We start from the raw sequence: 13,934 nt of genomic DNA on the forward strand, positions 1-13,934 counted from the left end.
GGCTACTTCGTCAGCGCCATGAACACCTCGGGCAGCCGCTCGGGCAGGCGCTGGATGTTGTCGATGACCGTGTAGCGGCGGCCGAAAATGTCGGAGACATAGGCATCGGCGCGCGGGTCCAGGCTGATGCAATAGGTGAAGATGCCGTCGCGGTCGAGCTCCTTCACCGCCTGGCGGGCGTCCTCGATGAGGTGGCGCTCGTCCTGCACGTCCACGTCGGCCGGTTCGCCATCGGTGAGGATGAGCAGCAGTTTCTTGTCGCTCCGCCGCGCGCCCAGATAGTGCGCGGCATGGCGCATCGCCGCGCCCATGCGGGTGGAATAGCCGGCCTGCATCGCGGCCAGCCGCGCCTTCACCGCATCGCCCCACGGCTCGCCAAAGCCCTTGACGTGCAGATAGCGCACCTCGTGGCGGGTGTTGGACTGAAAGCCGGCGATGGCCAGCGGATCACCCAGCCGGTCGATGGCCCAGGCCAGCAGCGACACGGCCTCCTGCGAGAGTTCGAGGATGGTCTGCCCGCCGCCCGCCGCCTTGTCGTTGAGCGACGCCGACAGGTCGAGCAGCAGGGTGACGGCGATGTCGCGCCCGTCGGTGCGGTGGCTCATGTTGATGCGCGGGTCGGGCGCGGAGCCGGCCTTGAAGTCGATCAGCGAGCGGATGGCCACGTCGAGATCGAGCTCGCTGCCCTCCTCCTGATAGCGGATGCGCACCTTGTCCTGCGGCTTGAGCAGGTCGAGCAGCCGCTTCAGGCGCTTGGCGAGCGGAGCGTGTTTTTGCAGCAGGCGGTCGACCACGGCCGCTTCGCCCGACGGATGCAGCGCCTCGTACACGCTCACCCAGTCCGGCCGGTAGGTGTGGCTGGCGTGGTCCCACTCGGGATAGTGGCGCGGCGGCAGTCGCTGGGGCTCGGCCTGCGCGTCGCTGCGCCGTTCCTGGTCGAAGCTCTCCTCCTCGTCGCCCTCTTCGATGAAGCGCCACAGGTGACGGTTGTCGTCGCGGTAGTCGATCACCGTGTCATCGAAATACACCTTCGCGAACTGGTCGCTGGGGCGCCGCGTTTGGGCCACGTAGGCCAGCGCCAGAGCCGCCATGTCCTCGGTCGAAGACAAGCCGTGCGCCATCGCCGCGTGAAAGCGGGCGACGTAATCGCTGAGGTCATCGTCGTGATAGCCGTGCTGCGGGTCGAGCAGGGCCCGCGACAGCATGGCGAGGCGGTGGCGCAGGCAGGAGCAGGTTTCGGGGTCGCACGCGCCCTCCGCCGGCTTGGGGTGCAGCGCAAGAAACAATCGCCGCAAACCGGGGAATTCGCGGATGAGCAGGGTTTCGACCCGGCCGTCCTCGAAGAACTCCACCGCCATGCGCTGAAAGGGGCTCCAGTTGTCGGCGATCTGCGGCGTCGACCAGCGGCGATGGCCCACCATGTGGGCGAGCGTGGCGCGGTAGCGGTCGAGCCCAGACACGCCGCGTGCGTCGTCCTGCACGTCGGGCAGGCGGATGCCGAGCGCATCGAAATACGGCACGGGTTTGCGCAGCTCGTCGAAGCCCATGGAGTACGGGATCAGCAGATCGCCGTCGCGCCACAGGCCGCGCAGATCGAGGTCGAGCTGGCGTTCCACGTCCACCAGCAGGGTGCCGTGCCGTTCGCGCTGCAGCACCGCTCGGGCGTCTGCCGACTGCAGGCTGAAGTAGTCCTTCTGCCGCTCGGGATGCGTCGCGTAGTTGCGCACGCCGTAGTCGACCCATTTGCGCAGTCCGCCGACGTCGAGCTGCGCCAGAAGGATCGGCGCCTGGGCGAAAAAGTCCGGCAGACCTGGGCTGGGATAGGTCGTATGAAAACCGTGGATGGAGCTGGTGGTGCGCTCCATCAGCCCGGAGGCGATTGCGAGGTAGTGCTGCAGTTGCTCGCCCGCGTGCAGGCGTTGCGCCACCGGGGCCAGCGTTTGCAGGAACGGGGCGATGGCCTTGCCGTTGGGCGATTTCTGCAGTCGGCGCACGAAGTCCATGACCTGCGGCAGGAGGCCCTCGCCCACGCTGCGGGCGGTGGAGGGCCAGGCTTCCAGGAAGGCCAGCAGCGGCTCGGCGCCTCGCCCCAGTTTGCCGAGCGAACGTGCCGCCTCGAGATAGGCCTCGACGCCTTCCGGCGTCAGCGCGGCGAGCGCGTCGGCCATGCAGGCGTCGAACACCTCGGCCACCTGGGGGAACCGGGTGTCGAGCCGCGCCCGGTGGGCGTGCATCGTGTCGTCCAGGGCCGACGTCGGGCTGCTCACTGCCGTCTCAGGCGAAGATCGCGTCGATGGCGTGATCGAGGGTGCCGCGAATGTCGGCGTCGTCGGTGATGGGGCGCACCAGGGCCATGCGACAGGCGTCGGCCGGATCGACGCCGTCCTGGATCAGCTTGGCGGCGTACACCATCAGCCTTGTGGAGATGCCTTCGTCCAGGCCGTGACCCTTGAGATTGCGTGCCGCCTGGCCGAGCTGCACCAGCTTGGCCGCGATCTCGGGGGCGAGCCCGGCCTCCCGGGAAAGAATGGTGGTTTCGAGCGCCGCCTCGGGGTAATCGAAGTCGAAGGCGGTGAAACGCTGCTTGGTGGACTGCTTCAAGTCCTTCATCAGCGACTGGTAGCCGGGGTTGTACGAGATCACCAGCTGAAAATCGGGGTGTGCCTCGATCAGCTCGCCCTTCTTGTCCAGTGGCAGCACGCGGCGATGGTCGCTCAGCGGATGGATGACCACGGTGGTGTCCTGCCGGGCCTCGACGATCTCGTCCAGATAGCAGATGGCGCCGATGCGCGCGGCCGTGGTGAGCGGGCCGTCGAGCCAGCGCGTGCCGCCGCCTTCCAGCAGGTAGCGCCCGACGAGGTCGCTGGCGGTCATGTCTTCGTTGCAGGCCACGGTGATCAGCGGCTTGTCGAGCTTCCAGGCCATGTATTCGACAAAGCGCGACTTGCCGCAACCCGTCGGGCCCTTGACCATCACCGGCAGGCGGTTGCGGTAGGCCGCCTCGAACAGTGCGACTTCGCGGCCCTGCGCCTGGTAGTAGGGCTCGCTCTTGATCCGGTATGGGTCGGCCTGGCGGGTCATGACGTCTGCCTTCATGTCGATCGGGGCTGCACACCCCATCAAAAAAGAAGCCCCCGGCTTGCCGGGGGCGCGGATCAGGCCGCGGGATTACTTGTGGACGCCCAGCTTCTCGCGCCAGCCCGGGAAGAGCTTGTCGGCATCGCCCGGGAAGGACTCGAACGCGCGTGCGAACTCCTTGTGCTCCTTGGCGTACTCGATCGGGTCGGCGCCCGCCTTCCAGCACTCATAGGCCTGGCGCAGCGACTTGGCGCCCGCGGCCGGCGAGTCGATGTGGCCATAGGAGCCGCCGCCCGCGGTATTGATCACGTTGCCGTGACCCAGGTTCTCGAAGAAGCCGGGCAGGCGCAGCGCGTTCATGCCGCCCGAGATGATGGGCGTGGTGGGCTTCATGCCGTACCACTTCTGGAAGTACACCGGGCCCTGGCACTCGTCGCGCTCGATCATGTAGGCGATGTTGCGGTCGTCGCCCTCGCCTTCCATCTTGCCGTAGCCCATGGTGCCGACGTGGATGCCCGAAGCGCCCTGCAGACGGCTCATCTTGGCCAGCACGAAGGCGGAGTAGCCGCGCTTGGCGCTGGGCGAGGTGATCGCGCCGTGACCGGCACGGTGATAGTGCAGATACTGATTCGGATACTGACGGCGGGCGGTGGTGACCATGCCCGGGCCGCCCACGTAGCCGTCGACCAGGAAGGCCAGCTTGTCGGCGTCGGGGCCGAAGACTTCGAGCGCGAAGTCGGCGCGGGCGCACATCTCGTGATAGTCGTCCGCGGTGATGTTCATGGAGAACAGCTTGGCCTCGCCGGTCTCGTCCTGCGCGCGCTTCATGGCGTCGTAGACGAGCGGAATCACCTTCTTCACCGGGGCGAACACCTGGTTGCCCTGGGGTTCGTCGTTCTTGATGAAGTCGCCACCCAGCCAGAACTGATACGCCGCCTGGGCGAAGGGCTCGGGGCGCAGACCCAGCTTGGGCTTGATGATGGTGCCGGCGATGTAGCCGCCGTCCTTGATCGGACGGCCCAGGATGCGCCACAGGTTGGAGATGTCGGTGGCCGGGCCGTCGAACATCTGGATCGCACGCTCGGGCACGTAGAAGTCGATCATCTTGCCGTATTCCACATCGCCCATGCCCTGGTTGTTGCCGATCACCAGGGTGAGGAAAGAGACGATCATGAAACGGCCGTCGATGACGTTACGGTCGAACAGCTCGATCGGATAGGCGATGCGCATGTCCTCGGTGGCTTCGTCGATGTAATACACCAGCGCATCGACGCCCTTGGTGAAGTCGTCGGTGGTGCTCACCTCGACGTTGGTGCCCGTGGACGACTCGGCCGCGAAGTGCGCCGCGGTGGCCAGGTAGTCGTAGCCCGCCTTGGGCTTCATCTTGTAGGCCACAAGAATGTGCTTGCCGCAAGCGATGAGATCTTCTTCCTTCAGATCCAGATTGGCGTAGCGGCTGGATTGATCGTGTGCCATGTCGTTCCTCAGAGTGCAGTGGGGGGCCAACGCGGCCCGATGCGATTCAAACTGGGCGGCACTATAGGAGCGATTTTCAATAAGATAAACTAAGACTTTTTTAGATTTTTCATATTATTTTGTGATGATCAAAATCACCTTGCGGCAGCTCGAAATCCTCCAGGCCGTTGCGCGATGCGGCAGTTTTTCGCGCGCCAGCGAGGCGCTCCACCTCACGCAGCCCGCCGTGTCCATGCAGATCAAACAACTGGAACATCTGCTGGACATGCCGCTGTTCGAGCACTCGGGCAAGAAGATCCGGCTCACCGAAGCGGGCAACGAAACCCTGCGAAGCGCCCATTTCGTCTTCCGGGAACTGGCCAATCTTGAGCAGTCTCTTGCCAGCCTCAAGGGGCTCAAGGGCGGCGTTCTGACCGTCTCGGCCGTGAGCACAGCCAGCGTGCTCGCCGCCAGGCTGATGGCCCTGTTTCGCAGCCAGAACCCGGAAGTACGCGTCAGCCTCAACGTCATCAACCGCGAAACCCTGCTCAAGCACCTGACCGAGAACATCAGCGACCTCGCCCTGATGGGCGCTCCGCCGGAGGGCTATCACCTGAGCGCGCAACCCTTCATGGAGAACCCGCTGGTCATCATCGCCGCAGCCAATCATCCCCTGGCCCGGAAACGGCGCATTTCACTCTCCCGATTGATCGAAGAACCCCTGGTCGTGCGCGAACCCGCCTCCGGCACCCGCCGGGCCCTGGAGAACTTCGTTCTCGACCAGCATCTGCCCTTCAGGCCGGCCATGGAGATGAACAAGAACGAGGCCATCAAGCAGGCCGTCGAGGTCGGTCTGGGAGTGGGCCTGGTGTCGCTGCACACCGTGCAGGCCGAACTGGCCTCCGGCCAGTTGTGCGTCCTCGATGTCGAAGGCTTCCCGCTCAAGCGGCAGTGGTATCTGGTCCAGCGTGATGGCAAACGCCTCAGCCCCGCCGCTCAAGCCTTTGCCGAACTCGTGGTCGAGCAGGCCTCACAGGTCCTGACGCTTCAGGGTAAGACTGCCAAGTCGCAACAAGCCTGAGCGCAACGGCGCATCAGGCGAGTAGATCGGCAATCATCACGCATTCTTTTGCGAATGATCGTCTGTCATCCATCGTTCCAGCATTTGCCAACGGCACCTCCAGGAACGTCAGACGACAAAAAGCTCGGCTCGATGAGCGCCGTCGACGCATCGGCGTGTCATGCCATAGCAAGCGTGCGCCTGCAAATCGGCCAAAGCGGGCGCCGGGTATTGCCCTCGGCGACGACCGCAATGGCGCACTCAGCATCACTTTCGTGTACTTGTGGACCGTTCCTGAATTGCGCTCGCAATTGCCTCGCCCAGTTGCGCGATGGTTTGGTCGCACCGGGACATTGGTGCTACGGTCTGGGTGATGTAGATGGCCACGACGATCGGCGCGCGCTCGGGCGGCCAAGCAATCGCGATGATCGAGCGTGACCCATGGCCACCAGCCCCCGATTTATCGGCAACGCGCCAATCGGATGGAAATCCCGCACGCAATAGCCCTTGGGTCACCTTATTTCCGACCATCCACTGCGACAACTGGCGTTTGGAAGGAGCAGACAACACATGACCAAGCAGCAACTTGCGGAGATCCGTCGCAGCAGCATGGGGAGTCGTTGTGTCGCGAACGTCCTTGGGCGTTGCCTCGTTGAGTTCAGGCTCAAGCCTGTCGAGGTGAGTTGCTCGATCGCCGATCGAGCGCATGAATTCCGTGAATCCGGAAGGGCCCCCAATCGCGTCGAGCACCAGATTGCCCGCGGTGTTGTCGCTGACGCTCACGGCCGCGCTGCACAAGTCCGATAGGCTCAGTGCGCCACCAGGCTGAACCTTCTCGGTGACTGGTGAGTAGGTAACGAGCCTTGCGCGATCGATCGGCACCATCATGTCGAGATTCAGCGTGTTTGCGTCGACGCGGGAAAGTACTGCAGCACAAGCAAATGCCTTGTAGGTACTGTTCATCGGGAAGCGCTCGTCGCCGTTGTGACTCCATGTAGCGCCATCTCCGGTGTCGATCATCGCAATGCCGATCCGGGCGTGCAGGCTGGCCTCCGCGTGGGATACCGCGCGACTCAGCGCAGCGACGTCCATGGCGTTTGCGACCCCACATGAACCTGCGGTGGAAAGCCCAATCGCAATTGGAACGATCAGGCGAAGGAACCGATAACGCATGGATGACTTTCAGTTGCAATTGGGCGGCGCATCGTACTGCGGTGGGTCAGAACCGGTCTCCCGACGTCATCCGGCGTAAGACCGCAGACCGCGGTGAAGACGTTGGCGAGGGGCGGCTCGTCGGCCTGAACGGACTCTCGCCGGATTCGACCTAGGGGCCGGTCACGACCCATTGCCGTCATCGACCGCCCGCAGACTCACCTGATCATTGGACGAGGATGGACTGTCAGTGTGCAACCTGTCCCTGCCTGGCGCCGTCCGGGGTTCGCCCAGTCCAGTTCTTGAACGCCCGGTAGAACGAGTTCGGCTCGTCAAAGCCCAACAGGAACGAAATCTCGGCGATGGGCAGCGTGGTCTTCAACAAGTAATGTCTGGCCAAGGACTGGCGAGTCTCCTGGAGAATGTGCTGGAAATGACGCCCTTCACCTTCCAGCCGACGCTGCAGCGTGCGCTTGCTCATCAGGAGCTTGGCGGCAATGGCCTCCATGCTGCAGCGCCCGCTCGGCAAGCCTTCCAACAGCGCCGCATGCACCCTGGCGGCGGTCGTCACCGCAGCGCCCAAGTCGGCCAGGCGCTGACGCAGCTCTGGCTCAAACACGGCCCATATGGCGGCATTCGAGGTCAGAAACGGTCTGTGGGCATCTGAGGCACTGAAGGTGACTCGATGGGTTCCGCCACGTCGAATCGGCAGGCCCAGATACTGTTCATAGGGATCGCTGGGCGCAGGAGGGCGCGTCGTCTGCACTTCGATGGGATGGATCTCCTCTCGGGTGCCCATGCGCGCCAGGGCAACCACGAACAGCAGTTCCATGACCACCAGTGACGCGGGCGGAGGCGGCCCGTCGGGCCAGGTGAATTCGATGGCCACGGTCCCCCGCCCCTCGATGACGGCCAAGTCCATGGGCGCGACCAAGGCCTTGAATTTCGCGATGCGCTGCACGGCCACGAACAGGTCCGGACTGCACAGCGCCGCGAACAAGGGCGGCAGGAAGGACTCGCTGCGGATGGTGCGCGCAAGCCGCAGCGGGAAACAGGCGTCGCCGGTCTCCGCCTCAATGGCTTCCCAGAACCGGAAGTAGCTGTCGGGCGGCAAGCGGACAGGGGCTTGCTGCAGCAAGTCCTCCGGCAGGTTCGCTCGACGCAGCGCGTTCTGCGGCGAGATGCCGAGATCGCTGAGCAGCGTGCGCCATGTCGCATCCAAGGCGTAGGTCTGGGTTTGCATCACCCGCTGTGCTTCTCCTGCGATCTGTTCCGCTGTCAGCCGTGAATGCCGAACTGTGTTCGCATGCCGGCCATGAATGCTTCCTCGCCCACTTGATTGCGTTGAGCGAGCATCTGCGCTGCATCGGCGCCTGCCACGTGGTGGAGCCGAGGGCTTGGATCGCCGACCGCAGCATAGACGACCGCCGCAGCATCTTCCGGCTCCGCGCCCTGCGCCAGCATCGGGCCCAGCACGCCAAGGGTGGTTTGAACCAGTGGCTGATAGCTCTCGATGGCGGGATCGTTGCTGAAGTCCAGGGAGCGGGTGCCGAAATCCGTCCTCATGCCGCCAGGCGCCACCACCTTGACGCGAACACCAAGCGGCGCCAACTCGTAGTGAAGGGATTCCGACAGGCCTTCCACCGCGAATTTGGACCCGTGGTAGAGCGTGCCCAGCGGAAAGGCAAGGCGCCCGCCCACCGAGGAAATGTTGACGATGGTGCCACCGCGCTGTGCCCTGAAATGCGGCAGAACGGCCTTGATCGTGGCAAGAAGCCCCAGCACGTTCACATCGAACTGTCGGCGAACCTTTGCCATGGATGTGGCCTCCAGCGGCCCATAGGCGCCATATCCGGCATTGTTCACGAGCGCATCGATGCGGCCAAAACGCTGAAGGCCCAAAGCCACGGCATGTTGAATGCTCTCTTCATCCTGGACATCGAGTCGGGTGACCAGGACACCGGAGAGTTGCGTCAGTTCCCTTTCTTGATCGGGATCGCGCATCGTCGCAACGACATTCCAGCCATGGGCATGGAAGTATTTTGCGGTAGCACGCCCCAGGCCCGAAGAAGCGCCAGTGATGAGAACGGTGAGAGGGGTCACAGTGTGGCTCCAGAGTTGTTGGTGGAGCCAGTGTTCAAGAAAGACGCGGCTCAGGCAGCATCCGATTGCGCCAAGTCGCTATCTGATCGCGTCGCTGGCATGCCAAGTGCTCGCGCCTTCCGGGCGGCAATCTTTCATGCCCGTAGCCGCATTGCCGACGTTGCCCTCGATAAGATCGGTGTCCGCACACGCCGAAGACCAGCCTGCTCAGGTCCGTCAAGCGCCACCTCTAGGCGGGCTGCATCGTGCGATCGATTTGCCGGCGCCCGACGCCACTCGCCGAGTCGGGCGCGCACTGCTGAACTCGCGCGTGTGGTACGCATGCAGGGGCGAAACGCCGCGCTGTTGGCGGCCGCAGCAGGCAAAAAAATGGGCACCGCTCGGGTGCCCAGTTCTAGCATCGGATGGGGTGGCTGATGGGACTCGAACCCACGACGACAGGAATCACAATCCTAAAAAAATGTCATTCCGCAGCATTCCGCCGTGATGCCATTTCCCGCAAAAACAAGCACATATGCGATATTCTGTGCATAAGAGTGTTTCCCTTTATTCCCGAAAATGCCTAAAATTCCATTACACGGCCATTACACGGGCCGCATAGGAAGGCTGGAACATGGGCAAGCGCGAGAATTTCACGGCGGCACGGGTGGCGGAGTTCACATGCCCGGCAGGCAAGCAGCAGGCCATCCATTGGGACGCCAAGCAACCCGGCCTAGGGCTTCGCGTGACGGCAAGCGGTGCCCGCGCCTATGTATTTCAAGGCTGGCTAGGCGCTGGCGCTGTACGGGTGACGATAGGCCGCCCGGATGTTTGGCCGCTCGAATCAGTGTGGACGCTGGACAAGGCGAACCGCAAGCGCATTGAGGTGCAACGCGGAGCGCGCCAGGAAGCCGCCCGCCTGAAATCCCTTGTTGATAGCGGCATCAACCCAGCCGAGCAACGCCGGGAGCAGGACGCCGCCAAGGCCGCAGCGCGCGTGCAGGCCGAAACCGAGGTGCAGCGCCAAAGCCTGACCGTAGGCGAGGTATGGGCCGCCTACATCGAAGAACGCCGCCCGCATTGGAGCGCCCTGCACTTGCGCGACAACCTGGAGAAGTCCGCGCCCGGTGGCGAACCGTCCAAACGCAGAGGTGCCAGCACCGGAGAGAAAACGAAGCCCGGCCCGCTGGCCGTGTTCATGCCGCTGGCGCTGAGTGCCCTTGACGCGCCCACCATCGAGGCATGGGCCGCCCGCGAAGGCCAGGAACGCCCGGCATCGGCCCGGCTGGCGCATCGGCTGCTGGGGGTGTTCCTGACGTGGTGCGCCGAACATCCGCACTATGCGGGCATCGTCAAGACACCGAACCCGGCCAAGACGCGCCGCACCCGCGAAGCCCTGGGCAAGCCCGGCACGAAATCCGATGTTCTTACGCGCGAACAACTGCCCGCATGGTTCGCCCATGTGCGCCAGATTCAAAACCCGGCCATCGCCGCCGCCTTGCAAATCATGCTGCTGACGGGTGCCCGGCCTGGTGAAGTGCTGGCGCTGCGCTGGGAGGACGTGAACACGCAATGGCGCAGCATCGCCATTCGGGACAAGGTGGAGGGCGAGCGCATGATTCCGCTCACGCCCTTTGTGGCGCATCTGCTGGCCTGCCTGCCGCGCCGCAATGCCTGGGTGTTCAGCAGCGTCACCAGCGCCAGCGGGCAACTGTCCAAGCCGAACACGCCGCACGCCCGCGCCTGCACCGCCGCAGGCCTGGACGATTTGACGCTGCACGGCTTGCGCCGCAGTTTCTCGACGCTTACCGAATGGCTGGAAATCCCGGCGGGTGTGGTGGCACAGATTCAAGGCCACAAGCCCAGCGCCACGGCGGAGAAGCACTACAAGCGCCGCCCGCTCGACTTGCTGCGCGTTCACCATGAACGCATCGAGGCGTGGATTTTGGAGCAAGCCGGTATCGCGTTTGACGCCACGCAGGAACTGCCGACGCTGCGCCGGGTGCAGTGAGGTGCGACACATTCCCCCTTGTTGATAGCTGACACGCTACGCGATACAATACAACCATGATTCGAACGTTTCGCCATGCTGGGCTTGAAGCCTTTTTCCACACGGGAAGCAAGGCAGGCATTCAGCCGCACCACGCGACGAAGCTGCGCCTGCTGCTATCGGCCCTGGACAACGCCAAAAGCCCGCAAGACATGAACGCGCCAGCATGGCGATTGCACCCGCTAACCGGCAACCTTGCCGGGCATTGGGCCGTGTGGGTGAATGGCAACTGGCGCATGACGTTTCGATTCACGGGCAACGATGCGGAGCTTGTGGACTACCGCGACTATCACTAGGACTAGGGGAAATCGACATGAGCATGATGCACAACCCAGCGCACCCCGGCGAGGTGCTGCGCGAATGGCTACCCGAAGGGGTGACGGTGACGCAGGCCGCAGAAGAACTACACGTTGCCCGCGTGACGCTTTCCAAGTTGCTGAATTGCCGCGCTGGCGTGTCTGCCGATATGGCGCTGCGCCTTGCCGATTGGCTAGGCACGTCCCCGGACTTGTGGCAGGGCATGCAGGGCGCCTGGGACTTGTCGCAGGCCCGCAAGGTCAAGCGCCCGCACATCAAGCCATTGCCGCGAATGAAAACCGCCGCCTGACGGTATCAGGCAAAGCGGGCAGCCTCGGTGCAATCACACCGCGCCGCCCTGACCACAACCCACCTATGTCGAGGTGAATCATGGCTGAATCGAATCGTAACCCCGTCGCACCGTCCAAAGACGCGATACATGAGGCCCGAAGCTTCATTGCAAACGACGCGCTCTATGAATTGTCATTGCAATGCGGTGCCCTTTTGAAATTTTGTCACCAATTGGATGACCCGCATGTGCACGAACTTCGAGGCATTGCCGTGCGAATGCAGCAACTCCACGACGCCATCCTCAACACCACGGTGTTGGAGGGTTTCTCGGAGGATGAGTTGGAAAGCGCGGCTGACAAGATTTACGGCAATGGCTGGATCGCCCTCGACCATGCCGAAACCCTCGCCACCATCCAGGCCGCGAAGGCCGCAAGGGAGGCCAACCATGTTTGAGACGACGAACCACCACCCGAAAAGCGAGCTCGGCACCGACGACGATTTGACCCCGGAAGAACTCGCGATTCGTATGCGAGGGGTGAAACGCATCGAGTATTACGTTGTCTGCGACACACCCCTGCCATCAGGTGGCCGCTTGATTGGGAAACGCCTGGCGGGTCCGTTTCAACGAGCAGACGAGGCGAGAGAGGCAGCAAAGTATGCGCAACTTCCGCAAGATGCAATCACCGGCATCGAGTTGACGGAGATTCGCTACTTCCGCTGACTCTGACACTTTTGCGCCAGGCTACCGCGACGGCGGAAAAAGCGGGAACCTTCGCCCGCCTGCCTGGCGCTCCACATTGAAGGCGAGCGCGTGAAGGAGCGCAGAGCATGACGAAGCAAAACAAACCCGACGGACAAGGCGACGCACTGACGCCGGAAGACCACGAAACCATGCGCATCATTGATGATGAGGCGGAGGAATTGAGCGCTGAGGCGCTGAGCATCCGTGCTGCTGGTGGCTTCAAAAACTGGGCTGTAATGCGTCGGCCTGAGTCCATCGGCTTCAACGCAAAAAAGCAGGGGCGAAGAGCCGTACAAGTGCAATGGGAGTCGATAGCCCACAGCCTTGCATACATGGCATATGAAGAGCGCTTGGCAAGGACGCCGGCAGGGTGGGCCTGGGCCTTCAGTGAGGAACTGAGAGCGAACAACCCCAGCATGGACAAGGCCGAGCAGAGCGCCGCCGAAGCGCAAATCATGCGCACATTCGAGGCGCAAGCCGATACTTTGCCGCTGCGCCAAGCGCCCAGCGGGTTGCGATGGCCGAAGGGCCAGCCCTTGCCGCCGAAGTGGCGCGAAGGGCTATACATGACGAAGGTCAAGCTTCGCGCCTGGGCCAAGGAACATTGCCCGGACTTGCTGGGCAGCGCCTTACTGGCCGAGCAAGCGCCGGAATCAGCGCCAGCGGTAGAGGCTGCAGCGATTGCAGAGCAGGGGACGCCTGCCGAGCAATTCGAAAACGCACAGGGCAACATCCCGCGCCGCGCTGCGCTGGCCAGGGCGATGCTAAAGGAGTGCCAAGACAACATGACCGAAGCAGCGCGCCGCCTTGGAACGTACCGCCAAACCATCGACCGTGTGCTGCGCAAGGATGCTGTGCACAGTGCTGCGGGTGTTGCACCCATGTATGCACAATTAGCCCGCAAGCCGCATAAAACCTAGGTTTTCGCTGGCGCAAAAGCGCAGCAGTTGACGCAGCACGGTGCTGCGCCATTCCTATTCCATCATCAACAACTCGCCACGGAGCGAACGGTGATGGAACGCAACGCAGTATCAATCCCCGATTTGTCCAAGCTGCCGCCCAGCCATGCGCTGGTGACACGCGACGCCGCCGCAGCACTTGGACGCAGCCCGCAGACCACTCAGAAAGTGGGCGTGCCTTGAATGCGGGCCACTGCGCCCGGTGCACATCAATGGCCGCCTAGGGTGGCGCGTGTCGGACTTGCAGCGCGTGCTGAACGGGGGTGCTTGATGCGGCCCCGCGATGTAAAAAGCGCCACAAGCCTGGTGGAAGGCTGCGGCGCCGGGGGTACAAAGAAAAACAGCAAGCAGGCGGATGGTAATACCCGCGCCGCGCAGCAGCAACGTCTGCTGGACTACTTGCGCAAGCACGGTTCGATCGACACGGTGACGGCGCGCCGAGAGCTCGACACGATGATGCCGGCGGCGCGGATCTTCGAACTGCGCCACGAGCAGGGCTACACCATCATCAGCCATCGCGTCCGACGCGAAACGGACTACGGCCGCACGCATAGCGTCGCGCTTTACACGTTGATGGGCGAGCCGCGGCAGGGGGTGTTGCTGTGAGCCGTTACACCAAGCCTCACTCCGCGCAGATCCTGCGCTCTCCGATTGCCCGGCGCCATGCCGCCGACCAGGACCTGGAGCGCATACCACGCAAGCAATCTCTGCTGACCGCTGCATGCATTTGCCGCGGCGCAGGTGCCTGTAGTACCTGCCGCGCTTGGG

The 13,934-nt window shown here is 63.5% G+C and carries 15 protein-coding genes; 9 read left to right on the forward strand and 6 right to left on the reverse strand.

The window, feature by feature from the left end:
- Positions 1 to 2: 2 nt before the first annotated feature.
- The 3 genes from BVH73_RS00785 to BVH73_RS00795 form a co-directional block, all read right to left on the reverse strand.
- Complete coding sequence (locus BVH73_RS00785) at positions 3 to 2,267, reverse strand: nitric oxide reductase activation protein NorD (RefSeq protein WP_245800373.1); 2,265 nt, start codon at positions 2,265 to 2,267, stop codon at positions 3 to 5.
- Positions 2,268 to 2,274: 7 nt separating this feature from the next.
- On the reverse strand, positions 2,275 to 3,096 hold the full coding sequence (locus tag BVH73_RS00790; RefSeq protein ID WP_425444126.1) for a CbbQ/NirQ/NorQ/GpvN family protein: 822 nt from the start codon (positions 3,094 to 3,096) through the stop codon (positions 2,275 to 2,277).
- Between the two features lie 72 nt (positions 3,097 to 3,168).
- The gene (locus BVH73_RS00795; protein WP_079415238.1) at positions 3,169 to 4,554 is read right to left on the reverse strand and encodes a ribulose-bisphosphate carboxylase; all 1,386 of its coding nucleotides are present in this window, start codon (positions 4,552 to 4,554) and stop codon (positions 3,169 to 3,171) included.
- 124 nt (positions 4,555 to 4,678) lie between these two features.
- Here BVH73_RS00795 and BVH73_RS00800 point away from each other — a divergent pair, with 124 nt between their 5' ends.
- Positions 4,679 to 5,614: a LysR family transcriptional regulator gene (locus BVH73_RS00800; RefSeq protein ID WP_079415240.1), complete on the forward strand. Its 936-nt coding sequence runs from the start codon at positions 4,679 to 4,681 to the stop codon at positions 5,612 to 5,614.
- A gap of 246 nt (positions 5,615 to 5,860) precedes the next feature.
- On the opposite strand, the gene bla is transcribed toward BVH73_RS00800, so the two are convergent.
- From bla to BVH73_RS00815, 3 genes are all read right to left on the reverse strand, one after another.
- The gene (gene bla / locus BVH73_RS00805) at positions 5,861 to 6,766 is read right to left on the reverse strand and encodes a class A beta-lactamase (RefSeq protein ID WP_079415242.1); all 906 of its coding nucleotides are present in this window, start codon (positions 6,764 to 6,766) and stop codon (positions 5,861 to 5,863) included.
- Positions 6,767 to 6,992: 226 nt separating this feature from the next.
- The gene (locus BVH73_RS00810) at positions 6,993 to 7,988 is read right to left on the reverse strand and encodes an AraC family transcriptional regulator (RefSeq protein WP_079415244.1); all 996 of its coding nucleotides are present in this window, start codon (positions 7,986 to 7,988) and stop codon (positions 6,993 to 6,995) included.
- A 35-nt stretch (positions 7,989 to 8,023) separates the two neighbouring features.
- Positions 8,024 to 8,848, reverse strand: a complete 825-nt coding sequence (locus tag BVH73_RS00815; protein ID WP_079415246.1) for an SDR family oxidoreductase — start codon at positions 8,846 to 8,848, stop codon at positions 8,024 to 8,026.
- A 613-nt stretch (positions 8,849 to 9,461) separates the two neighbouring features.
- On the opposite strand from BVH73_RS00815, the gene BVH73_RS00820 reads away from it, so the two are divergent.
- The 8 genes from BVH73_RS00820 (at position 9,462) to BVH73_RS00855 (ending at position 13,772) form a co-directional block, all read left to right on the forward strand.
- Positions 9,462 to 10,838 carry an integrase family protein gene (locus BVH73_RS00820; protein WP_079415248.1) on the forward strand — a complete coding sequence of 459 codons (1,377 nt, stop codon included), beginning with the start codon at positions 9,462 to 9,464 and terminating at the stop codon, positions 10,836 to 10,838.
- A gap of 56 nt (positions 10,839 to 10,894) precedes the next feature.
- Entirely contained in the window at positions 10,895 to 11,173 is a 279-nt protein-coding gene (locus BVH73_RS00825) for a type II toxin-antitoxin system RelE/ParE family toxin (protein WP_079415250.1), read from the forward strand.
- 17 nt (positions 11,174 to 11,190) lie between these two features.
- On the forward strand, positions 11,191 to 11,484 hold the full coding sequence (locus tag BVH73_RS00830) for a HigA family addiction module antitoxin (protein WP_079415252.1): 294 nt from the start codon (positions 11,191 to 11,193) through the stop codon (positions 11,482 to 11,484).
- Between the two features lie 80 nt (positions 11,485 to 11,564).
- Positions 11,565 to 11,918: a hypothetical protein gene (locus BVH73_RS15615; protein WP_154048379.1), complete on the forward strand. Its 354-nt coding sequence runs from the start codon at positions 11,565 to 11,567 to the stop codon at positions 11,916 to 11,918.
- Positions 11,911 to 12,186, forward strand: a complete 276-nt coding sequence (locus tag BVH73_RS00840; RefSeq protein ID WP_079415256.1) for a hypothetical protein — start codon at positions 11,911 to 11,913, stop codon at positions 12,184 to 12,186. The genes BVH73_RS15615 and BVH73_RS00840 overlap by 8 nt, the downstream gene beginning before the upstream one ends.
- A 107-nt stretch (positions 12,187 to 12,293) precedes the next feature.
- Positions 12,294 to 13,127 carry a hypothetical protein gene (locus BVH73_RS00845; RefSeq protein ID WP_079415258.1) on the forward strand — a complete coding sequence of 278 codons (834 nt, stop codon included), beginning with the start codon at positions 12,294 to 12,296 and terminating at the stop codon, positions 13,125 to 13,127.
- A gap of 93 nt (positions 13,128 to 13,220) precedes the next feature.
- Positions 13,221 to 13,349 (forward strand): hypothetical protein, encoded by a 129-nt coding sequence (locus tag BVH73_RS16125; RefSeq protein WP_342746330.1) that lies wholly within the window; start codon positions 13,221 to 13,223, stop codon positions 13,347 to 13,349.
- 87 nt (positions 13,350 to 13,436) lie between these two features.
- Entirely contained in the window at positions 13,437 to 13,772 is a 336-nt protein-coding gene (locus BVH73_RS00855; RefSeq protein WP_079415260.1) for a helix-turn-helix domain-containing protein, read from the forward strand.
- Positions 13,773 to 13,934 lie beyond the last annotated feature (162 nt).

This window comes from Thiomonas intermedia (assembly GCF_002028405.1).
GTDB lineage: Bacteria > Pseudomonadota > Gammaproteobacteria > Burkholderiales > Burkholderiaceae_C > Thiomonas > Thiomonas intermedia.